Annotated in this window: 17 protein-coding genes; 7 read left to right on the top strand and 10 right to left on the bottom strand. The window is 68.2% G+C overall.

From position 1 onward, the window contains the following. Positions 1-819, bottom strand: coding sequence for an SAM-dependent methyltransferase (locus OC490_RS42845; protein WP_262063472.1), 819 nt, complete (start codon positions 817-819; stop codon positions 1-3). Between the two features lie 302 nt (positions 820-1,121). Between OC490_RS42845 and OC490_RS42840 the strand changes: the two genes are divergently transcribed. Continuing rightward, complete coding sequence (locus OC490_RS42840; RefSeq protein WP_262063471.1) at positions 1,122-2,723, top strand: MFS transporter; 1,602 nt, start codon at positions 1,122-1,124, stop codon at positions 2,721-2,723. 232 nt (positions 2,724-2,955) lie between these two features. Here OC490_RS42840 and OC490_RS42835 read toward each other — a convergent pair whose 3' ends face one another. Beyond that, on the bottom strand, positions 2,956-4,014 hold the full coding sequence (locus OC490_RS42835) for a LacI family DNA-binding transcriptional regulator (RefSeq protein WP_262063470.1): 1,059 nt from the start codon (positions 4,012-4,014) through the stop codon (positions 2,956-2,958). Between the two features lie 148 nt (positions 4,015-4,162). On the opposite strand from OC490_RS42835, the gene OC490_RS42830 reads away from it, so the two are divergent. The 4 genes from OC490_RS42830 to OC490_RS42815 all read left to right on the top strand — a co-directional run bounded on the left by OC490_RS42830 (position 4,163) and on the right by OC490_RS42815 (position 8,295). Further along, on the top strand, positions 4,163-5,281 hold the full coding sequence (locus tag OC490_RS42830; RefSeq protein ID WP_262063469.1) for a substrate-binding domain-containing protein: 1,119 nt from the start codon (positions 4,163-4,165) through the stop codon (positions 5,279-5,281). A 100-nt stretch (positions 5,282-5,381) separates the two neighbouring features. Continuing rightward, entirely contained in the window at positions 5,382-6,416 is a 1,035-nt protein-coding gene (locus OC490_RS42825) for an ABC transporter permease (protein WP_262063468.1), read from the top strand. Further along, positions 6,413-7,195: an ATP-binding cassette domain-containing protein gene (locus OC490_RS42820; RefSeq protein ID WP_262063467.1), complete on the top strand. Its 783-nt coding sequence runs from the start codon at positions 6,413-6,415 to the stop codon at positions 7,193-7,195. The genes OC490_RS42825 and OC490_RS42820 overlap by 4 nt, the downstream gene beginning before the upstream one ends. After that, a complete protein-coding gene (locus OC490_RS42815) occupies positions 7,192-8,295 on the top strand; it encodes an aldose 1-epimerase (protein WP_262063466.1) in 1,104 nt (367 codons plus the stop codon). Before OC490_RS42820 ends, OC490_RS42815 begins: the two co-directional genes overlap by 4 nt. Positions 8,296-8,378: 83 nt before the next feature. Here the strand turns inward: OC490_RS42815 and OC490_RS42810 are convergent, their stop codons facing one another. After that, positions 8,379-9,437 carry a carbon-nitrogen hydrolase family protein gene (locus OC490_RS42810; protein ID WP_262063465.1) on the bottom strand — a complete coding sequence of 353 codons (1,059 nt, stop codon included), beginning with the start codon at positions 9,435-9,437 and terminating at the stop codon, positions 8,379-8,381. Positions 9,438-9,456: 19 nt separating this feature from the next. Next, positions 9,457-10,491: a phenylacetaldoxime dehydratase family protein gene (locus tag OC490_RS42805; RefSeq protein WP_262063464.1), complete on the bottom strand. Its 1,035-nt coding sequence runs from the start codon at positions 10,489-10,491 to the stop codon at positions 9,457-9,459. Positions 10,492-10,732: 241 nt separating this feature from the next. On the opposite strand from OC490_RS42805, the gene OC490_RS42800 reads away from it, so the two are divergent. Together OC490_RS42800 and OC490_RS42795 are read left to right on the top strand one after the other, a co-directional pair. After that, the gene (locus OC490_RS42800; RefSeq protein WP_262063463.1) at positions 10,733-11,698 is read left to right on the top strand and encodes a helix-turn-helix domain-containing protein; all 966 of its coding nucleotides are present in this window, start codon (positions 10,733-10,735) and stop codon (positions 11,696-11,698) included. A 140-nt stretch (positions 11,699-11,838) separates the two neighbouring features. Next, positions 11,839-12,996: a hypothetical protein gene (locus OC490_RS42795; protein WP_262063462.1), complete on the top strand. Its 1,158-nt coding sequence runs from the start codon at positions 11,839-11,841 to the stop codon at positions 12,994-12,996. A gap of 556 nt (positions 12,997-13,552) precedes the next feature. On the opposite strand, the gene OC490_RS42790 is transcribed toward OC490_RS42795, so the two are convergent. The 6 genes from OC490_RS42790 to OC490_RS42765 all read right to left on the bottom strand — a co-directional run bounded on the left by OC490_RS42790 (position 13,553) and on the right by OC490_RS42765 (position 20,600). Beyond that, positions 13,553-16,297 (bottom strand): KGGVGR-motif variant AAA ATPase, encoded by a 2,745-nt coding sequence (locus tag OC490_RS42790; RefSeq protein WP_262063461.1) that lies wholly within the window; start codon positions 16,295-16,297, stop codon positions 13,553-13,555. Between the two features lie 18 nt (positions 16,298-16,315). Beyond that, positions 16,316-16,738 carry a hypothetical protein gene (locus OC490_RS42785; RefSeq protein ID WP_262063460.1) on the bottom strand — a complete coding sequence of 141 codons (423 nt, stop codon included), beginning with the start codon at positions 16,736-16,738 and terminating at the stop codon, positions 16,316-16,318. Positions 16,739-17,059: 321 nt separating this feature from the next. Next, positions 17,060-18,775: a hypothetical protein gene (locus tag OC490_RS42780; RefSeq protein ID WP_262063459.1), complete on the bottom strand. Its 1,716-nt coding sequence runs from the start codon at positions 18,773-18,775 to the stop codon at positions 17,060-17,062. Between the two features lie 141 nt (positions 18,776-18,916). Continuing rightward, positions 18,917-19,105, bottom strand: a complete 189-nt coding sequence (locus OC490_RS42775; RefSeq protein ID WP_262063458.1) for a hypothetical protein — start codon at positions 19,103-19,105, stop codon at positions 18,917-18,919. Positions 19,106-19,322: 217 nt separating this feature from the next. After that, entirely contained in the window at positions 19,323-19,868 is a 546-nt protein-coding gene (locus OC490_RS42770) for a hypothetical protein (RefSeq protein WP_262063457.1), read from the bottom strand. 51 nt (positions 19,869-19,919) lie between these two features. Beyond that, the gene (locus tag OC490_RS42765; RefSeq protein ID WP_262063456.1) at positions 19,920-20,600 is read right to left on the bottom strand and encodes a hypothetical protein; all 681 of its coding nucleotides are present in this window, start codon (positions 20,598-20,600) and stop codon (positions 19,920-19,922) included. Positions 20,601-20,732 lie beyond the last annotated feature (132 nt).

Raw genomic sequence — 20,732 nt, 5'->3', positions numbered from 1 at the left:
CTAGCTCTCCTTGCGGGCCACCCCGCCATAGATGCCGATGAGCGGGGCGTCCGGGTTCGGTGTCTGCTCGGGGCGCCAGTGGGTGACGCGGACCAGGCCCGGGTCCACGAGGGTGAAGTCGCCGAAGAAGTCCAGGACTTGGGCGTGGGTGCGGAGGTTGAGGGTGGCAGTGGCCCGGTTGTAGACGGACGCCGCCTCCTCGCGCTGGTCCTCGTGGACGTCACCGGTGGCGTGGGAGAGGACGAGGTAGGAACCGGCCGGCAGCGCGTCGCGCAGGGTGGCGACGATGCCGTACGGGTCCCCGTCGTCGGCGAGGAAGTGCACGACCGCCACCAGCAGTACGGCCACCGGCTGGTCGAAGTCGATCGCCTTGCGGACCTCGGGGTGGTCGAGGATGGCGCGGGGATCGCGCAGGTCGGCCAGGATGACGGAGGTGTCGGTGTCCTCCATGAGGGCCATCGAGTGGGTGCTGACGATCGGGTCGTTGTCGACGTAGACGATCCGGGTGTCCGGGGCGATGGCGTGCGCGATCTGGTGCACGTTGGGTTCGGTCGGCAGCCCGGTCCCGATGTCGAGGATCTGCCGCACCCCGCCCTCTTCCACGACATGCCGGACGGCCCGGTGCATGAAGCGCCGGTTGGCCCGGACGCCCTCGCGCACCTCGGGCGCGGCCTTGATGAACTGCTCGGCGGCGTCCCGGTCGACCGGGTAGTTGTCCTTCCCCCCGAGGAAGTAGTCGTACATCCGCGCCGGGTGGGGCTTGCTGGTGTCGATGATCAGTGGCTGGGCGCCACTGCCGTCCCCGCTGGGAGAGGTCATGAGGCCAGGCTCCGTCTTGGTGAGTGGCTGTCAGATCATCATCCTGACACGCCCGCTGTCGTCCGGGCGACGACTCCGGCGGATCGGGAATTGACAAATAGGCTTGCGATATGTCCTCGGTGAATTATTCAAACCGGCTGCGATTTCTCGTGAATTAATTGACAGAGGGGCTCCGGTGTGGCCTCGGTAACTCGCCCCGGGGATACGCCTGTTCACGGGAAATGGGAATTGACAGGGGTGTTTTAATTCCCTACGGTCCAGGCGTCGGCTCTTTATCGATCGCACCCGAGGTGGGTCAATTCATGACCACGTCCACGTCCCCGACCACACCTGTGACATTGCCCAGGTCGAGACAGCGGATGATCCTCGCCGTTCTCATGCTGTGCTCGCTGCTGATCTGGCTGGACAACACCGTCCTGAGCACCGCCCTGGAGACCCTCGCCGACCCGGTCCGCGGACTGGACGCCGGTCCGGCCGAACTCCAGTGGGCCACGGGCGCGTACACCCTGGCCTTCGCCACCTTGATGTTCACCGCCGGTGCACTGGGCGACCGCTTCGGCCACCGGGCCGTGCTCACCGTCGGACTCGTGGTCTTCGCCGGGGCTTCGCTGTGGGCGGCGTACGCGGGCGACGCGGGCCGACTGATCGCCGCACGGGCCGCGATGGGGGTGGGCAGCGCGCTGATCATGCCCGCCGACCTGGCCATTCTCATGTGGACCTTCACCGGCCCCGCGCGGTCGACCGCGATCGCCGTTTTCTCGACGTCCGCCGGTGCCGGAATGGCGGTGGGCCCGGTGCTGGCCGGCGTACTTCTCGACCATTTCTGGTGGGGCTCGGTCTTTCTGGTCAATGTCCCGGTCGTGGCGGTCGCATTGGCCGGCACAGCCGTCGTGGTCCCGAATTTCCGCAGCCCCGTCCGGCGCCCGCTGGACCCGGCCGGAATGCTGCTGTCGATCAGCGGACTCGCGGCCTTGTCCTACGGGCTGATCCGTGCCGGACAGGTGATCGCGTGGAGCCGTACGGACGTCTGGGCCCCGATCGCCGTCGGGCTGGTCCTGCTGGCCGCCTTCGTCCTCGTCGAACTGCGCGCCGAGGTGCCCGGCTTCGATCCCCGGCTGCTCGCCCGCCGCACCTTCGGCGGCGGCAACGCGGCCCTCGGGCTGCTGCTCTTCGCCGTGGCCGCCGTCACCTTCTACAACGCGTTCTACCTGCAGGGCGCGCGTGGCTTCTCGCCGACGGAAGCGGGCCTGGCCGGTCTTCCGACCGCGGTCGGCGCGATCGCCGGAGCGCCCCTCGGTGCGCGGCTGGTCCGCCGCACCTCGCTCCTGGCCGTCGCCCCGCCGTCGCTCGCCGTGGCGGCGCTGACCATGGGCGCGTACGGGTTCCTCGGACTGGACACCCCGCTCGTCCGGATCGAGATCCTGCTGCTGGTGCAGGGGCTCGCCATCGGCATGGTGATCGGCCCGGTGACGGCGCTGCTGATCGGCTCCCTGCCGTTGGAACGGGCCGGGGCCGGGTCGGCCGTCACCAACACCGTGCGGCAGACCGGCAGCGTGCTCGGGATCGCGGTCGGCGGCACGATCATGTCGATCGTCTACCGGCGCGCGATCGAACCCGCGCTGAGCGATGTCCCCGACCCGGTAGGGGACCGGGCACGGATCTCCGCCGAACAGGCCAGGCACACCGCCACCGCGATCCACCGGCCCGCTCTCGCCGATGCCGCCGACGACGCGTTCCTGCACGCCATGCACGTCGGCACCGTCTGGATCATGCTCGCCGCGCTCCTGGGGGCGGCTGCGCTGACGTTCGCCCTGCGGCCCGGGGCGGCCACCGACTCCGTGGCGAGTGCGGTACCCGAGCCTGCTCGCCGATCCGGTGACGGGGCCGGGTCCGAGGCCAAGTGACCGGGGCGCAGTGGGGACTCGAACCGGATCGTCGCGTGGACGTACCCGACCTGGACGTACCCGACCTGGACGCGCCCGTCCGCCCCGGGCTCGGAGCCGTTCGTCCGCGCGTACTCCCGCAGTGCGTCATCGGCGTCGACCATGGCACGCGTGGGACCGGTCGAACTCGGGATGCGTGGTGAGGGGGCGTGCACGTTCCCGACCCGAAGGCTGTCCCGTCGTGGGCGGAGGTTCAGCCGTGGTGGGGTCCGTCGGCCCTGATCTCGCCGGATCCCCGCTCGATCAGCCGGGTCGGAATGGTGACGGCGCGGGTGGGTGACCGGTCGCCGTCCAGTCTGCGGAAGAGCATCTCGGCGGCCGTCCTGCCCAACTGCTCGACGTCCTGGGCGATGACGGAGATCCCCGGGCTGAGGAGGTCGGCCAGGGGGAAGTCGTCGAAGCCCACGTGGGCGACGGTGTCCTGCAGACCGAGTGCGCGCAGGGCTCGCACGGCCCCTATGGTGACGAAGTTCTGGCTGGTGAACAGCGCGGTGGGCGGGTTCGGCAGCGCCAGGAGCCGCCGGGTCGCGGCGATCGCGGATTCCTCGCTGGCCCCGGTGTGCCGGACGATCTCGTCGTCGTACTCGATGTGCCCGACCTCCAGGGCGTGCCGGTAGCCGTCGAAACGCTGGGCGGCGGTGGAGATGGTCGCGCGGTCGCCGAGGTAGGCGATGCGGCGGTGGCCGCCCTTCAGCAGGTGGTTGACGGCGCTGACGGCACCCTGCCGGTTGTCGGAGACGACGGTGTCCGCGTCGAGCAGGCTGGGCTCGCGGTCGGCGAAGACCATGCAGGTGCCCGATCGCTGCTCGCTGATCAGATAGCTGTGGTCGCGGCCGGCCGGCACGATCACCAGGCCGTCGACCCGCCGGTCGATGAGGGCACGGGCCAACTCCCGTTCCCGGGCCGGGTCCTCGTCGAGGCTTCCGACCAGCACGAGCACTCCGCGCTCGCGTGCCACGTTCTCGACGGTGCGGCTCAGCGCCGCCGAGAACGGGTTCGCCGAGTCCTCGACGAGCATCCCGATCGTGGCCGTACGACCGTCCCCGCGGCGCAGGCTGCTGGCGGTCAGGTTCGGCCGGTAGCCCAGTTTGTCGGCCGCGTCACGCACCCGGGCGGCGATGGCCGGATCAACGGTGGGCACCTCGTTGACCACGCGGGAGACCGTCTTGATGGCGACGCCTGCCAGTGCCGCCACCTCGCGCATGGTGGGGCGGCTGCGGGGGGACGGCGACGGCGGCTCGCCCTGAGTCATCGTTGTCTCCAACTGATTGCGCGTTACCGACTTGTTGCCGACGCATGTTTACCAGTGTCTTGACGCACTCGTCCATACGGGCCCACTATCCCGTCGAGTCAACGTTGTCTCAGCGTCGACCAAGGGACGGCTCGAAAGGGATCACGTCATGAACCTCTCCTCCAGCCAGGCGTCGGGCCTCCGCAGTCGGCGCACCCGGGCGGCAGCCGTCGGCGTCACCATCTGCCTCGGCGCCACCCTCGCCGCCTGCGGCTCCTCCGACTCAGGCTCCTCGTCGTCCGGCAGCGGGAAGGTGGGCGTGTCACTGATCCTGAAGACGCTGAGCAACCCGTACTTCGTGAGCATGGAGAAGGACGCCAAGACGCAGGCCGCCAAGGACAAGGTGAGCCTCACCGTGGCGGCGGGAACGTCGGACGGCGACACCCAGACCCAGATCACCGCCATCGACAACGCCGTCTCGCGCGGCGACAAGGGCATCCTGATCACCACCAACGGCGACGCGGTGAACACCGCGCTGAAGCGCGCCAAGCAGGCCGGCCTCTTCGTGATCGCCCTGGACACCGCACCGAACCCGGCGAGCGTCGCGGACATCACCTACGCGACCGACAACGAGCAGGCGGGCAAGCTCGACGGTCAGTACGCCGCGGCGGCCCTGGACGGCAAGCCGGCCGTCATCGCCATGCTCGACCTGTTCAACAACCAGGTCGTCTCGGTGGACATCGACCGCGACCACGGCTTCCTGGAGGGCATGGGCATCGACCCGGGCAGCAAGACCGAGAACGGCAAGGAGGCCAAGACCGGGAAGTACACCGGAGGCAAGGGCGGCACGTACACGGTCGCCTGCCACCAGCCCACCCAGGGCGCCATCGACGGCGGACGCACCGCGATGGAGAACTGCCTGTCGGCCAACCCGGACATCAACGTCGTCTACGCGATCAACGAGCCGGCGGGCGAGGGCGCGTACAACGCGCTGAAGGCGGCGAACAAGGAGAAGAGCGTCGCGATCTACGCGATCGACGGCAGCTGCTCGGGCCTGAAGAACGTCACCAGTGGCGAGTTCGCCGCCGACGCCGTGCAGTACCCGGGCAAGATGGCGGCCCTCGGCGTCAGCTCCATCGCGAAGCTGGCCCGCGGTGGCAGCAAGCCCAGCGTCACCAACGGCAAGTCGTTCTACGACACCGGCACCGCGCTGGTCGCCGCCAAGGCCATCGGGGGTCTGACGGTCCAGTCCCCGTCGCAGGCCGCTTCCGCCTGCTGGGGCAGCTGACCCGGTCGGCCGGGTGGGCCGCCGGTGCCGTACCGGTGGCCCACCCGCACCACACCTCCTACGAAGGCCCGCACAAGGGACAGAACCGGAAGGACCCCCTGTGACCACCCACGTGGACAGTGAAGCGACACCGGCGCCGGCGGAGGACTTCCTCAACCGGCCCGCCACGCCGGCCCAGCGCATCCAGTCGGTGCTGCACCGTCAGCCTGCACTCAGCCCGGCGATCGTCCTGGTGCTCGCCGCCATCGTGTTCTCCCTCGTCAACGACCGCTTCTACGCGCTGCAGAACCTGTCGCTCGTCGCCCAACAGGTGGCCGTCATCGGCTCGTTGGCCGTCGGCCAGACCGTCATCATCCTCACGGCCGGCATCGACCTGTCCATCGGCGCGGTCATGGTGCTGGCCTCGCTGTTGATGTCGAAGCTCGTCGCGGACAACGGCGTGCCGGGTGTGCTGGCCCTGCTCGCGGGAGCGGCCGTCGCGATCGCCGCGCAGGCCGTCAACGGGCTGCTGGTCACCAGGATCAAGCTGCCGCCGTTCATCGTCACGCTCGGCACCCTCAGCATCTTCACCGCGATCACGCTCATCTACGCCAAGGGCCAGACCGTCTCCCTGGAGCCCGGCAACATCCTCATGTGGAGCGCGGACACGGTCTCCATCGGTCAACTGAACCTGACCACCGGCGTCCTACTCATGATCGCCCTGTACGCGGTGGTCGGCTACGCGCTGCGCTACACCGCCTGGGGCCGACACCTGTACGCCGTCGGCGACGACATCGAGGCCGCCCGCCTGGCCGGCATCTCCGTCAACCGGGTGCTGCTGAGCGCGTACGTGGTCGGTGGGTTCGCCATCGCGGTGGGCGCCTGGATCCTGGTCGGCCGGGTCGGCGGCGGCGACCCGAACAGCGGTCTCAACGCCAACCTGCAGTCCATCACCGCCGTCGTCATCGGCGGCACCAGCCTGTTCGGCGGACGCGGCGTGGTGCTCGGCTCGTTGATCGGCGCGCTCATCGTCCAGGTCTTCGTCAACGGTCTGGCGCTGGCCGGGATCGACCCCAACTACCAAGTCCTGACAGTCGGCGTGCTGGTGATCGCGGCTGTCTCCGTCGACCAGTGGATCCGGAGTGTGAAGTCGTGACGACCAGCACCGCCCCCGTTCTCGAAGCCAAGGGCCTGGTCAAGGTCTTCGGCCGGGTCGTCGGCCTGAACGACGTCGACCTCACCCTCTATCCCGGCGAGGTCCTCGCCGTCATCGGCGACAACGGCGCCGGCAAGTCCACCCTGATCAAGTGCCTCTCCGGCGCGCTCGTCCCCGACCGGGGCAGCATCCTGGTCGACGGCTCAGAGGTGAACTTCAAACGGCCCCAGGACGCCCGCGAGGCCGGCATCGAGACGGTCTACCAGACCCTCGCCGTGGCCCCGGCGCTGGACATCGCCAGCAACCTGTTCCTCGCCCGCGAGATCCGCCGCAAGGGTGTGCTCGGCTCGGTGTTCCGCATGCTCGACACCGGCGAGATGAAACGTCAGGCGGCCGAACACATCAAGCGGCTGGGCATCAGCACCCTGCAGAACATCAACCAGGCCGTGGAGACGCTCTCCGGCGGCCAGCGCCAGTCGGTGGCCGTCGCCCGGGCGGGCGCCTTCGGCGGCCGGGTCGTCATCCTCGACGAACCCACCGCCGCGCTGGGCGTCCGCGAGACCGGCCAGGTGCTCAAGCTGGTCCGCGACCTGCGCGACCAGGGCCTCGGCATCATCCTGATCAGCCACAACATGCCCAACGTCTTCGACGTCGCCGACCGCATCCACATCCAGCGCCTCGGCGGCTGTGCCGGGGTCATCACCCCGCAGTCGCACTCCATGGAGGACGCGGTGGCCATCATGACGGGGGCGAAGAAGCTCGTACCGGAAGCCGGGTGACGGGCCATGGCGGGGACGAGGAGGCTCGTTCCGGAAGCCGGGTAACGGGCAGGGGTAGGGGCGGTGGCGGTACGGCGGACACGTTCCGGATCGCCGAGGGCCGCATCGGCGACGAACCCACCGTGACCGTCTGCGCGCCGGACGGTGCCGTGCGCGCCGTCCTCGCACTGCGCGGGGCGACGCTGCTGAGCTGGCAGGTCGGCAGCGGAGTGGCCGGACAGCTCACGGAACTGACGGAACTGACGGACGGCTACCGCGACGAGGCCGAACTCCTGTCGCAGGACGGCGTACGGGCGGGCCTGCTCGCCCCGTTCCCCAACCGCGTCGCCGACGGCCGCTACCACCACGGCGGCCGGGACCACGACCTGCTGCCAGGCCACGTCGGGGACCGCACGATCTACCACGGTTTCGCGCGCGAAGCGCCGTTCCGGCTCACCGCGGCCACCATGACGCCCGACTCGGCCCGGCTGCTGCTGCGCAGCACGACCATCCGACCGGGCCGGTACTCCGGCTACCCGTTCGCGCTGGACCTCGACGTGGAGTACACGATCGGCCGCCGCGAGCTGGGCATCGAGATCAGGGCGACGAACGTAGGGGAGACCACCGCTCCCTACGCGGCGGGCTGGCACCCCTACTTCAGCCTCTCCCGCCCCCGCCCCATCGACGACCTCGTGCTGCAGATCCCCGCCCACACCCTGATCCGCACCGACGCCTCCCTCATCCCCCTGCACGGAAAGGACGCCGTGCTGCCCCTGGACCGCTGCCCCGACATGGACTTCCGCACCCCCAGGAGGCTCGGCGACGCAGTCATCGACGCCTGCTTCGCAGACCTGGCCCCCGGACCGGACGGCCGGAGCGAGACGGTACTGAGCGACCCCGCGACCGGAGCCGAACTACGGGTGTGGCAGCACGGCGGCTACCTGCACGTGTTCACCGGCGACACCCTGGCCCGCGACCGGCGCGCGTCCATCGCGCTGGAGCCCGTCGAGGTACCCACGGACGCCTACAACCGTCCGGAACATGCCGGCGCTCTGTCACTGGAGCCCGGTCGGCGGCGGGAGTTCCGTTTCGGGGTCGGGTACTTGCCCTCGACGCACTGAGCCGGGGTCTGCGGGTGGGCAACCGCAGAGCAGCGTGAGACGAGGGCGTACGCGCCGTCGGTTCCGCGCGGTGGCGCGGGGCGTCAGCCGACCGCTGTCGCCTCCGACTCCCGCTCCCGCTCCCGCTCCCGCTCCGTGACGATCGCCTCGGCATCGTCGAAGTGCTCGGCCGGCAGGGCGGCGTGGGTGGCGTACTCCACTGGGCGTCGTTCGGTGCGGTTGAGGAGGAGCCGGGTGACGTCGGGGCGGGCGTAGTGCCCGACCGGGTCGGCGGCGGCCTTGGCGAACGGGATCGCGGTCAGGTCGATGTCGGCGTACAGGATGCCCTCGGCGTCCTCGGGCAGCGGGTCGGCCAGCGGGCGGCCGTCGGGGCCGTAGATCCGGGCGAAGCCGCCCCCGCGCTGGAGCAGTTGCTGCTTGACGGGGGTGTCGCAGAACAGCTCGACGGCTGCCTCGCCGACCACGGCGCACGGGGCGAGTACGAAGACCTGACCCTCCGCGGCGTAGATCTGGGAGGCGGCGGTGTTGACCTCCGGGCCGAGCGCGTAGGCCGCCCCCTTGTACACCGAGAAGCTGGGCCAGGCGGCCACGTGCACCTGCTCATGCTGGCTGAACATGGCGTATTTGGTGAGCGGTTGGAGGTGTTCCCAGCAGCACAGGGCACCGACGCGGCCGAGTTCGGTGTCGTGGACCACCAGGTCGGAGCCGTCGCCCTCCCCGAACATGGTGCGTTCCACGTGGGTGGGCTTGAGCTTGCGACGGGCGCCGACGAGCTTGCCGTCGGCGGAGATGACCGCCTGGCCCATGTACAGGCTGCCGCCGCCGCGTTCGCTGAATCCCAGGGCCACCGCGATGGAGTTCGCGCGTGCGGCGTCGACCAGCCGCTGGAAGCGCGGGCCGTCCAGGGTCAGTGAGTTCTCGTGGTAGCGCCCGACGAACTGCATGCCGGCAGCCGGGGAGTCCAGCCACAGCCACCAGGGGTAGCCGGGAACGAAGGTCTCGGGGAAGGCGATGAGCTGTGCCCCCGCGCGGGCGGCCTCCTCGATCAGGCCGATGCTCTTGTCGATCGTGGCGTCGGCGTCGAGCCATACCGGCTCGGCCTGGACGGCGGCTGCCTTGAAGGCACCCGTGTACTCGACCATGGTGAATTCCCGTCTGCTCTCAGGTGGTTGGGGTGGTGGAGCGGGTGGCGAGCGGCAGGAAGCCGGTGCGCGGATCGCAGTTGACGTACTCGGCGGTCACCGAGCCGCTCGGCAGTACGGAGACCTCGTGCCAGAAGGCGACGTCCAGCGGGCCCTCGCCGCCGCCGACCATCCGGAAGAAGCTGGCGTAGATGTCCAGGTGCGTACGGTGCGACCGGCACCAGGTCATCAGGTGTTCGAGCGAGGCGAACCAGGCGATGGTGCAGGCGCGGTCGAGCGGCGCGCCGTCGGCGGCCTCCTCGGTGAGGTTGCGGGCGGCGATACAGCCGGACCCGGCGTTCTCCGCCAGGAAGTCGACGCCCCGATCCTTGACCGGTTTGACGTCGGCCAGGTACGTCTCGCGGTAGAGGGTGCTGGCGGACCAGTCCTGCGCGGTGCGGATCAGCGCCACGTTTCCGGGTACGTCGACGCCGACGCGGCGGCCACGAGTCTCCTGGGTCCCGGGATCCTGCGGTTCGAAGGCCGGCAGCTCGGGCTCCAGCGCCTCGGTGGCCGACGCCGCGATGCGGTCACGGGCGGCGCCCCAGTAGTCGTGCACCTGGGTCTTGGGGAGTTCGAGGGCGCCGGACTGTGAAAGACCGCTCGTCGCGTAGTCCTCACGGCGATGGGTGTGCAGCGTTTCGTTCCGCTCGACGGGGATGACCGACTCCTCGCGCCAGTGCCCGACCGGCCCCTGCGCGGGGAGGCCGTCCCAGGCGGCGCGGACGGCTTCCGACTCCCGCCAGCGCCGGTGGCGGCTCGGGTCGTACCAGTACGCCAGCAGCGCCACGTTGTGCGCTCCGGCGGTGTCGTAGAACGATCCGCGGTCGACCAGGTCCGGTCCGTCCGGCCCAGTGAAGAGTTCGGCGAGGCCCGCCGCGGCCCGCTCGGCTTCCTCCCGGGACGGCGCCTGGCAGCCGTACTGCGCGAAGACGAAGGCGTCCGTGCCCGCCGGGAACCGGGCACTGTAGGCGGTGAAACGAGGGGTGTGCCCCGGTGGGGCCGTTCTCGGCATGGCGCGCTCCTTCGACGAACTGTCCGTGCCTCGAAGCGTGGGCCGCCCGGCGGGCGCGGCTTGACCGCCAGCGCACTGGAACTTGCCCGAGAGGGAACTCGCGGGTCCGCGGGTCTGCGGGTCCGCGAGTGCGTGGGCCGCGGGGCCGGTGGGTCACAAAACCGATACGCGCACGTGACCTCGGAGAAGCGCTGGGCGAGGCTATATAGGACGAGCACGTCGGTCATCCGGTGGAGGCGCCGTGAGCCTTGTCCTTTCCACGGACTCCGTGCCCGCAGGCGAGCGGCGGGCCTACTGGCACGATGCCGTCTGGCGCACGTTCGTGCCCCTGGACGTCTCCACCCCGAAGAACTCCGCGGACGCGCCCTTCTCCGGAGCGGTCAGGACCGACCGCCTCGGCCACCTCCAGATCTCCACCGTGGACGCCGACCCGGAGCGGGTCTTCCGTACTCCGCGGCTGATCGCCCGGGACAGCGCCGAGTACATACTCATCGGCCTGCAGGGGTACGGCCCCGCCGTCATCACCCAGGACGGCCGGGACGCGTTCCTGCGGCCGGGCGACTTCGCTTTCTACGACACGACCCGGCCGTACACGCTGAGCTTCCCCGACCGCTTCCAGATGAAGGTCTTCCAGTTGCCGCGACAGGCGCTCGGGCTCCGGGAGTCCGACCTGCGGCGTATCACCGGCATCACCCTCCGCGGCGACGAGGGACCGGCCGCCCTGGTGGCCCCCTTCCTGGCCGGTCTCGCCGCCGGAGCCACTTCCTGCCGCCCCCCGGTCGGCGAAATGCTCGCGCGCAACACCGTGGACCTGCTCACCACCCTCATCGCCGAGCACCTCGGCCGGGACACCGCCGGTACGGACGCCGCCCACCGCGCGCTGCTGGTACGGATCCGGGCCTTCATCGACCACCACCTCGCCGATCCCGACCTCTCGCCGGAATCGATCGCCGCCGCCCACCGCATCTCCGTCCGCTACCTGCACCGCCTCTTCCAGGACGAAGGCCCCACCGTCAGCCGCTGGATCCAGCACCGCCGCCTGGAGGAATGCCGGCGCGAGCTGAGCCGTCCCGGCCGCATGAGCCCGACCGTGACCGCCGTCGCGCACCGCTGGGGCTTCGCCAACCCCGCGCACTTCAGCCGGGTGTTCCGGGCGGCGTACGGGATGTCCCCGCGCGAATGGCAGGGCAGGAGCAGCGGCGCCTGATACGCCGGCCGGCAAGAGTGAGGCAGGACCAGGCAGGACAAGTGGCGGGAGACAGGGCGCCGTTGTCGGTAACGTCCTGTATCAACCGGCGTAGAAGACGATCAAGGATCGTGGAAGCCGGATCACGGGGGCGGGAGCACATGACAAACCAGCCGGTGTTCGTTCTGGGCGAGGAACTGCAGGCCCTGGAGCGGGCCGAGTTCGAGACCGAGGCGGAGTTCCAGGAGCTGCTCGCGCGTCATCCACGGGTGCTGGACTTCGGCTCGCTGGCCGATGGCCGACCGCTGCGGCTGGTGCTGGTGGCCCGGGAGATGGGGGTGCCGACGAGCACGGACAGTGCGCCGGCGTACTGGCTGGACCACCTCTTCGTCGACGCCGACGGCGTGCCGACGCTGGTCGAGGTCAAGCGGGCCACGGACACCCGCATCCGGCGTGAGGTCGTCGGCCAGATGCTCGACTACGCGGCGAACGCCGCCCGTTACTGGCCGGCCGTACTGCTACGGCGTTCCTTCGAGGACACCTGCGCCAAGGACGGCCGGTCGCTGGAGGAGGCGTACGGGGAACTCCTCGGTGACCAGGACGACCGGTCCGCGGAGGAGTTCTGGACGACGGTCGAGGAGCGGCTGGCCGCCGGGCAGATGCGGCTGCTGTTCGTCGCCGACCAGATTCCGCTGGAGCTGCGGGCGATCGTCGAGTTCCTGAACCGCCAACTGCGGCAGACCGACGTGTACGCGGTCGAGCTGACCCAGTACCGCGGCGCCGGCGACCTCCGCGTCCTCGTTCCCCGCGTGCACGGCGAGGTCGCCACCGCGGCGAAGTCCCCCTCGGGCCACCGCACCACGCAGCGGACCACCCGCGCCGACATGGACGAGGCGATCGCCTCGCGCCCCGACCCGGACGTACGGCGGACCGCGACGACCCTGCTCGATCACGCGGCGGCCGAGGGGCGGTTGGAGTGCGGTACGGCCAAGTACCGGAGCATGCGCATCTACTACCGCGTCTCCGGCCGGGACGTGCCGGTCGCGACGCTCTCCCTGCGCGAGGACCCGGCGAAGGACGACCTCTCCTTCGCCTTCGGCTCGATCACCTATCACCTCGGCCACGAGCGGGCAGCGGCGTTCGCGGCTTCCCTGCCGACTCTCCCCGGCCTGGCGGAGAAGCTGCAGGCGCTGCCGGCGAAGGGCTACAACGGCTGGCCGTCCGTCTCCCTGACCGCCCTCGCCTCCGAGCCCACCGCCGTAGAGGGAATCCTCTCCGCGATCCAGCAACTCGTCGAGGACCAGAGGCCCTCCGCCTGATCACGTACGTGCGCAGAACGGCGCCGCCCAGGGCACATCAGTGCCCCCAGCGAAACCAATGTGCCCTCAGGGCCACACCAAGCAATAAGGCTGATGCCCCGCCTCATGCAGCCGGTGGCTGAAGTCCTGCCACTCGTGCAGCGAATGGGAGCGGGAGGGGGCTGACCTGGTGTTTCGCAGGGAAATGTGCGTTGAGCTGGGAGAACTCCTCTCCGTAGTTCTCACTGTTCTACGCCGTTTCCCAGGCTCATGTGCCCTGGATGTGCCCTGGGCCGCTCACTCGGCGACTGGGCGCGGGAGTCGAGTGGCTGAGCTGATTTGGTGGAGGCGCCGAATCCTCCTCCGCGAGCCTTCCTCAAGTGCCTCGGCGGAGGTTCTGCGTGCTACACCCGCCTTAGGAGTTTTCCCTAGGCGGGGCCGTGACCTGCTGAAACGTTGACTGTGTGGTGTCTGGCCTGGAAAAATCCCCTCCGTAGTTCTCACGTGTTCGCGGAGTTTCCCGACCTCATGTGTGCTGCATCCGTTCCGCAGGCCAGCCCATCTTCGGTCGCTGCTGTCATCGTCGCCACAGCACTTTGGCTCTGCGCTCACTTCCGTATCCCAGGCCGTGGCGGTAGATCTCAGCCACCCAGTAGCGACCATCGTTGCCTCGAGCGAAAACCCCAGAGTCCGCGAGGAAGTCCGCCTCTTGCACTGAGATTCCCACCTCCTCCAGGTCGAAGGGCACCGTCACTGGCTGACGTACCTGCTGTAGTCGGCTCAACAGCTCGCCGACTTCCTGGTTCTCCTGCTGAATGGAGTCGATCTTGTTCGTACTGCATGCGAGTAGTGCCTTGCGCATGGCCCCAGGCACCAACACGCGGTCCTCCCAGGCCGTCTGATGAATCGACAACTGCGCCGCCTCGGACAGAAACATGACGACGTCCCTGGCCTGCACCTGGTCATTGAAGTCTCCGAGAGCCGCGGGCACCCAGAGGTGTGAACGTGCTTCCTTGGACTTTTCCGTCCCCATCTTCCAGCCCCATACGGGGATGAGGGTTTCCACCAGCTCGTCGTAGGACAATTCGGTAATCTGGGATTCGGCCAAGGGCGTAGGCAGCGCGCCAGCGTGAGCGGTGACCCACAGCGCGAGCCGCAGTGCCTCTTCCTTGTCCCAGCGCAGTGCATAGGGCTCGTACCGGGCCAGTAGCTGCCCGCTGTTTTGGCGCACTGCCCGTGTCACTAGATCCTGACGGACGAAGACCACCAGCCCAAGAGGGCGCCCCCGCAGCGCGCGCAGCCAGGCGAGCACGTCGATCAGCAGCACGCGCAGTGCCGTTCGCTTGGACTCGTTGTCGAGTGACTGCAGCAGATCCTCGAGCCCGTCGATGACGAACACCGCCCGCGCTCGCTTGCCAAGCTCGGTCAGAGCGGCTTCCGCGCCGCTACTGTCCGACGGCCGTACACCTGCCGCAATAGCCAGGCACTCAAGCCACAAATGCCGCCATTGGAGTTCGTCCTGCGCATCGAGCGTCGTGAGTCCAATTTTCAGCCGGTCCTTGATTTCCTGAGAGGTGCCAGCCTGGCCCGACTCCCCGCCGTGCCCCGTCACGAACGCGTCCCGCAAGTCCTGAGTCGTGAGGTCGTCATACTCCAGGTTGTCCGACTCGAGCACCGGAACCACGGGCACGCCCAGTTGAACGTCGTTGATGCCGGACTGCGCGGCAAACTTGTCCCAGGACTGGGCTGCACATGCCTTCGCGTACATGAAGGTTTTGCCTGCGCCCTTGGCACCCACCACGAGCGCCTGGGGCGGCTCTGTACGGTGGTCTCCCAGCAGCCTGCGTAGCGGATCGGTCACCAGGAAGCCACTGGCCGACGACATGCCTTCTCGCTCGGCGTAGACGTACCGCTGAGCCGTTTCCGCTAGTCGGCTGCGCAGCGTGGTCAGGTCGACGGCGTCCAACAGCTCCCTTGAACCGGACGCAGTCGGAGGATCCAGACTGGGCATGATCGGCTCTAGAACTTCGGCAACTTTGCAGCTCTCTAGCACTCGCATCACGGCGTCCCAGGAAGAGGGGAGAGCGAGCAGCTCTTCGCGAAACGGGCTGAGCAGAGGCTGAGAAAGGAGGTCAGTGTCTACTTCGCCAGTGTCGTGAGCATCTGTATCCGGCTCATCGTCGGGCCGTCTGAGTGACGCGAACAGCGCACTGCCCAGTTCACTACGTGCGCGTTCCGCCTGGTCCTCGTGTACGTCCTGCCGATACTGAGTGATGATCACAGAGCTCGCCGGGTCGACACCCTGCACCGTTGGCGCCCGGTGTCCCAGCTGCCGCAGCAGTCTTTCGGTTCCAGCGAGTGACTGATGGCTCAAGGTGGTGACGAAAACACGCTGGACACGGGGGTCGAGCAGCACAGGGGCGGACAACTCGGTTGCTCCTGCGCGCAGGTCCACGATGACGGTGTCTGCACCGATGCGGGCGGCGAGTGCCACGAGTGCTTCAGTCAGGAAATACGGGGAGCGGCCCGGCGTTAGTAGATCTGCTGGGTCGATCCGGGGTGGGCCAAGCAGTGGCCGGCGACTGGCGGGGATCACGGTCACGCGCCCCCCGCTGGTGTACCGTCCGACCTGCTGATTTGGCAGATACGCGGCGGCGATGTCTACGGCCGTCGACCAGCTGCCGTCCTTGCCTCCTTGCAGCAGGGCGAGCAAGTCCTCGTAACAGAAGTCGAGTTGCCCCCCTTGGGCTCGGTGCATCCATGTGATTCCGGGCGCCTCAAGATCGGCGTCGATCAGCAGAACGCTGCCGCCGCGCTGGGCCACGGCGTCAGCCATGGCGACCGCGTGAACCGTACGCCCCACTCCGCCCTTGAAAGAATGGAACGCCACCAGCTGTACGTCGTCGGCAAAGGACTCGGTGACGGGCCGTTCCAGTGGGTCCGCCAGCTGCGGAGTGATGTGCTTCTCGCGTAGCAGCGGGACACGGCGCGGCTGGATCACGTTCTCCGGTTCGGGACTGAGGGTGACGGGCAGGCCAGCAAACTCAGTTGACCGTGGATCGTCGAGCCCCAGCACGAGCGTGCCGTCGAGCCACTCGGCCGAACCAGCTCCGAAAGCCTCGTCCAACCATTGCTTCACTTCTTCGGCATCCGTACCGGAGACAACGGTGAACTCGAGGCCGTCCCACCAGCCATCCGCCGCTCGCAGCCAACGAGGCCACCGGCCCGCTGCCGCTAGGAGAGCCAGGTGGTCTTCTACGTCCACCCATGTGAACAGATGCTCGGGGGGAGCCAGCCCCTCCAGATCAGTTAGTTCGGCCACGGCCTTGTACTCCTACCCCTAGTCCTGCTCGCACCAGCTGATCAGAGCGCGAAGCGCTTCCTGGGCTTCCTTTTCATCTGCTGAGTCAAGCTTTGCACCATAGCGCCACGCCTGATGTAGATCGGCCAGAGCGACGGAGCCACGCGTGGGCGGGTGCATTCTGCAGCTCTGAAGCCGGTCGAGGCGCGCACCCATGGCCCGAGGCAAACGCAGCTCCTTGGCGAGTTTGCGAAGGTCGTGGGTGGGCTCCAAGGCCGAAGAGTCGCGGTGCCCGTGCCGCACGAGCAGCCGCTCCTTGAGCCCGCACTCAGCGGCGTAAAACAGGAGGAGGCAGACCGTGGCCACGTCTCCGAGCGTGCTGTTCGAGTCAACTGACTCCGCTGAGTCGCGCAGCTGATCTCGTCTCCTCTGGAGCGCTTTGACCCCCACCTGAAGCACCATGGCGCCATCCTTTCACCACAGCGCGTAGGTTCCCCCGGATAGAGGAAGGCGGCAGCTGGGTGCCCGGTGAACGTGCTGCTGGACGCCCGTGCTTGGATCACGAAGACTTAGCGGTCTGACCAGGGAAGACCCAGCAGCTCAAGGGGGCCGATTGGCTTCTCGCTGCGGCGTCGGGCCAGTTCGTCCTTCACGGGCATTTCGCGACAGCTTCCCTCTCTCTGGCTCCACAGCGTGTGTGTTGCAAGCGCAGGAGTCCTTCCGCCCACTGGGCGGAAGGATGTCGGCGCCGTAGAGGCGGCTCGGAGGCGCCGCGCTTGGTCGTCACGAGCGGACAGCGTTGGCGATGCGGTTGGCGGCCGCAAGCTTGCGGTGGCAGACGAGTAGCCAGGGTGGCGGATCGTGGAGCACGGCAGTGAGGTGGCCGATCGTCGGCACCGTGAGGTTGTTCTTCTGCATCGTGGTGAACGCGATCTGCAGCAGCTTGGCCGCAACGCCAGGTCGCAACGGCGTTGTGGCTGGCTGCGTCATTGCTTGTGCCGCCCTTGCCGAAATCAGCACCTCCGGGTGGGGCAGCAGGGGCATGCGGCGCGCGTCTCGTGGGGCCGGGACGTCGCCCGGCGAAGGCGAAGGGTCGGCTTCCCAAGCAGTGTTGGGCGGGGAGGCCGTGATTGGCTCGGTCGGCTGTCCTGTCTGCCAGACGTAGTTGGCAGCACGTTCTCGGGCACGCGCGTCATGGAAGTCTCTCAGCCACTGTGGCGGGTCAGCGAACACCCGAAGTAGGGCCGCGACTGTGTGGATCTCCATGCCGTTTCGGTCGAGATTGCCCTCGCCGATCTGAAGGGCTTGTGAGACCTGAAGCCGGGTCAGAGGCGTACTGGGAGGCCAGGTCAGCGTGTCGATCGCGCGCTTGCTCTTGAGGAGGGACGAACGCCACGTGGACCCGTCCCAGACCACAGGAGATGGGACCGTAGCCCCCGGCGTGGTTGCAGCGGCGCTGTGGGGACTTGGAAGCGGCTGGGTGTTCCGACGCGGTGGCGTGGGGTTGTCTGCCCGCACCCGCTGCGTGGGTGCGGGTGGAGTGGCCGTTTCGTGTGGGTGGCTGCGGTATTGCTCGGCGTAGGCCACGAGCTTGGCGATGGCTACAGCTGGGACGTTCGCCCATCGGGGCTGAGGCCGGTGATTGGGGCGTGCCCTGGAGTCCTCGTAGCGCAACGGCACGCGCCAGCTTTGGTCGCGAGCCACCCCCATCGTTGCTCGAGCTGTCGCCTCGCTGACGTTGCCGACGGCGAGCAGGACGTCCATCAAGCGGCCTTGTGGAGTGTCCTCCGTTTTCTCGCACAGCGGGCAGATCCTCCAGACGCGTCCCTTGATATCCAGCTCGGTTGAGCCTGGATCCGCCTTGCCGCAGCAGTACGCGCAGCCCCAAGGCTCACCGCTTCCCACCGTAGGACGCACCACTCGGGGCAGGGCGGAGACGGCGGGCAGATCGGTTAGCAAGCCCTTCAGGACGTCGAAACCGTCGGGGAACTGTTTGAGGGAAAGAGCCGGTGCTGGAGGAGGCACACTCGCTTGCTTCACGGTGGGGTTGAGCAGAGGAAGCCCGACCTGGGCCCGCAGCGTGTCCAGTCGAGCAGCATCGGCGACCGGGTAGTCGAGGATGGTGCCGTATACCTGGGGGCGCTGCTCGGCGGCGCATAGTGCATCAGTGGCCTCGGCCACACAGACCTTGGAGATCCGGTTCTTCTTGGCAGCGTCGTCCAGTAGGGGCAGCAGGACTCGCATGTGCTGTGCCTGACTGGCCTTGAAGATGGTCATCACGGCGTCTGCCGCCTCAGCGCCCACACACGCGGGCGACGGCCACTCTTCAAGCGTCGCGCACGCCTGCGCCAGATACTGGATGGCCTCGTCACGTGTGTTCGCGGCAACCCGTACGCGGGTTGCCTTTTCCGCGGGCCCGGCTTCACGCTCGCGCCGAGCAGTGTCGGCTACACGGCTAGCCAGTCTGACCAGCTCGGAGCCGATTTCACTGTGCACCATGAGGCGCATCATGACGGACCAGGAGCGGCTGCGTTCTTCGTGTTCACTGCAATGGCCTACGCCGAGAGTAATAGGGCATTTCCGACTTGCGGCGAACTCGGAATGCGAGCCAAGAGCGTCTGCGAGCTCATGGCTCGCCTGTCAGAGTGGGCCGAGCCACTGTGATTCTGGTCGGCCCCAGATGACCGTTACCACCAGGAGCGCGATCCGAGACAGGCTGGCGAATCCGAAGGTGCCGACAAGGGGCGGATGGACGGTGGTCTTGTGGGCCACGGAGTTGACCGCGGCGGCGATGCCGCCGGCCAGGAGGAGCGCTGCGAGCACAGTCATGACGAACACGCGGCAGTGAGCAGCAGCCAACCGTTGGCCGGTGCGCGGGGCACGGACGGAGCAGCGGAGAAGCCGGACATCGCAAACCCCAGCGTCGTGACGGGTGGTACCACGAGGAGGAATACGGCTAGGACGGTACGCAGTCGGAGGCGTGCCTGTGCGGAAGGAACTGGCTCGTATGCATGCCTGACTGGAAATGCCGAGTCAGAGGCAGCCGTCAGGCCGGGGTGACGGTCTCGAGAAGGTCCTGCCTCCACAGCACAATCTGCCGGGTGCCGAATCCGTACCACCCCTCGTCGCCATAGGCCACGCGAAAACGTGGGTCCTGTTCCAACCACCATGCCAGGCGGATCCGGTCATCCGGGTCGATGCTGTAGGGCGCGGAGGTGATGACCGCTGGCGCCTGGTTCTTGTTCCAGAGCGTGGCATGGTCCAGCCAGCCGCGGTCAGGGGCAGGAGTGCCGTAGCGAGTACAGGAACCGGACCCGAACAAGCAGCGTCGGCTGCGACGTCGCTGCAACCACAAGGGGCAACAGTCTGCGCTGGACTGGCGCAGCCCGTAACGCCCAGCCCAGGCTGTGACCTTCTCCTGAGCTGCCTTACGGTCCTGTACTGCCGCCTCGTATCGGTCGGGTGTCTCATCGTTGCGATAGTGCCAGCGTGATGGCGTGGCAACCCCGTAGGGCCACTTGATGCCGCCACCTACGGCTGTTCCGAAGACCCGGACGGCTCGGGAGTACAGGTCTTCTTGCTGTGCCGGCATGGTCGTCCCTGTTACTTGTGATGGTCGTGCCGGGTGCGAAGAGGGAAAGCGTTAGCGGTCTGTGTGGGCCTGATTGGCGATCTTCCCGCTGGATGTGTGGCACAGTTCGCCGACCGCTGCCTCGCAGTAGGAGCAGGCCGCTGCGCTGGCTGTTTCGGTGTGGAGCCACAGGTTCTCCCGCGCGCTGTGCGATTTGGGCTGCTCTTCGCCGTTTCGCCTCACGCAACTCCCGCCGGGCTGAGCGTCACAGTACGGGCAGGCCACCCTCAGGGTCCCGGCGCGCCGTTTCTCCGCCGCCTTGCGAAGTTCCTCCTCGCGCACCGCCTGCTGCCGGAGCTCCTCTTCCTCATCAGCTCGGACCGCCGCCACGTACTCGTCGTAGGAGTTGGAGTGGTGCCCGCACGGCCCCTTACGGAGATCCCACCGACACCAGCCGCCCTTCTTCCGCTCCGTGCCGCAGTGGAAACGCAGCGGCGTCTCACAGTGGTGTGGGCAGGGCCCGTACAGCCGGGAGTTGTGGCGGCAGGGACGGTAGGTGGTGCGCCCCAGGACTCCGCATACATCGGCAGAGCGTGCTTCCTCTCCGGCCTGTGCGAACATCTCGGCATATTCCGGCCAGCCCGCGTCCTGCCCCCACTTCCGCCACCACGCCGGTTGCGCCTGTACGGTCACAAGACCGGTTTCGTCGACATGCCAGACAGCCTTGGGCACGTCGGTGACGGTGTTCGTCATGGGCGCTCCGAGTTGGGTAGAGCCCGCTGCGGCGGGGTGATGGTGCTGTGGGAGACGCTAGGAGCCACAAACCCTGGCTTGCCGGTGGTTCACGCACGTGGCGGCCATGATTCACCCGTCTGGGGCAGGCTG

The organism is Streptomyces sp. STR69 (assembly GCF_024519455.1).
Classification (GTDB): domain Bacteria; phylum Actinomycetota; class Actinomycetes; order Streptomycetales; family Streptomycetaceae; genus Streptomyces.
The sequence above is the reverse complement of the archived record's forward strand: the minus strand, read 5'-3'. Positions and strand labels throughout refer to the sequence as shown.

Excerpts from the sequence above, each read along its gene's own strand:
- OC490_RS42845 (WP_262063472.1), bottom strand. The coding sequence starts at position 819 with ATGACCTCTCCCAGCGGGGACGGCAGTGGCGCCCAGCCACTGATCATC.
- OC490_RS42840 (WP_262063471.1), top strand. The coding sequence starts at position 1,122 with ATGACCACGTCCACGTCCCCGACCACACCTGTGACATTGCCCAGGTCG.
- OC490_RS42835 (WP_262063470.1), bottom strand. The coding sequence starts at position 4,014 with ATGACTCAGGGCGAGCCGCCGTCGCCGTCCCCCCGCAGCCGCCCCACC.
- OC490_RS42830 (WP_262063469.1), top strand. The coding sequence starts at position 4,163 with ATGAACCTCTCCTCCAGCCAGGCGTCGGGCCTCCGCAGTCGGCGCACC.
- OC490_RS42810 (WP_262063465.1), bottom strand. The coding sequence starts at position 9,437 with ATGGTCGAGTACACGGGTGCCTTCAAGGCAGCCGCCGTCCAGGCCGAG.
- OC490_RS42805 (WP_262063464.1), bottom strand. The coding sequence starts at position 10,491 with ATGCCGAGAACGGCCCCACCGGGGCACACCCCTCGTTTCACCGCCTAC.
- OC490_RS42795 (WP_262063462.1), top strand. The coding sequence starts at position 11,839 with ATGACAAACCAGCCGGTGTTCGTTCTGGGCGAGGAACTGCAGGCCCTG.
- OC490_RS42785 (WP_262063460.1), bottom strand. The coding sequence starts at position 16,738 with ATGGTGCTTCAGGTGGGGGTCAAAGCGCTCCAGAGGAGACGAGATCAG.
- OC490_RS42780 (WP_262063459.1), bottom strand. The coding sequence starts at position 18,775 with ATGGTGCACAGTGAAATCGGCTCCGAGCTGGTCAGACTGGCTAGCCGT.
- OC490_RS42775 (WP_262063458.1), bottom strand. The coding sequence starts at position 19,105 with ATGACTGTGCTCGCAGCGCTCCTCCTGGCCGGCGGCATCGCCGCCGCG.
- OC490_RS42770 (WP_262063457.1), bottom strand. The coding sequence starts at position 19,868 with ATGCCGGCACAGCAAGAAGACCTGTACTCCCGAGCCGTCCGGGTCTTC.
- OC490_RS42765 (WP_262063456.1), bottom strand. The coding sequence starts at position 20,600 with ATGACGAACACCGTCACCGACGTGCCCAAGGCTGTCTGGCATGTCGAC.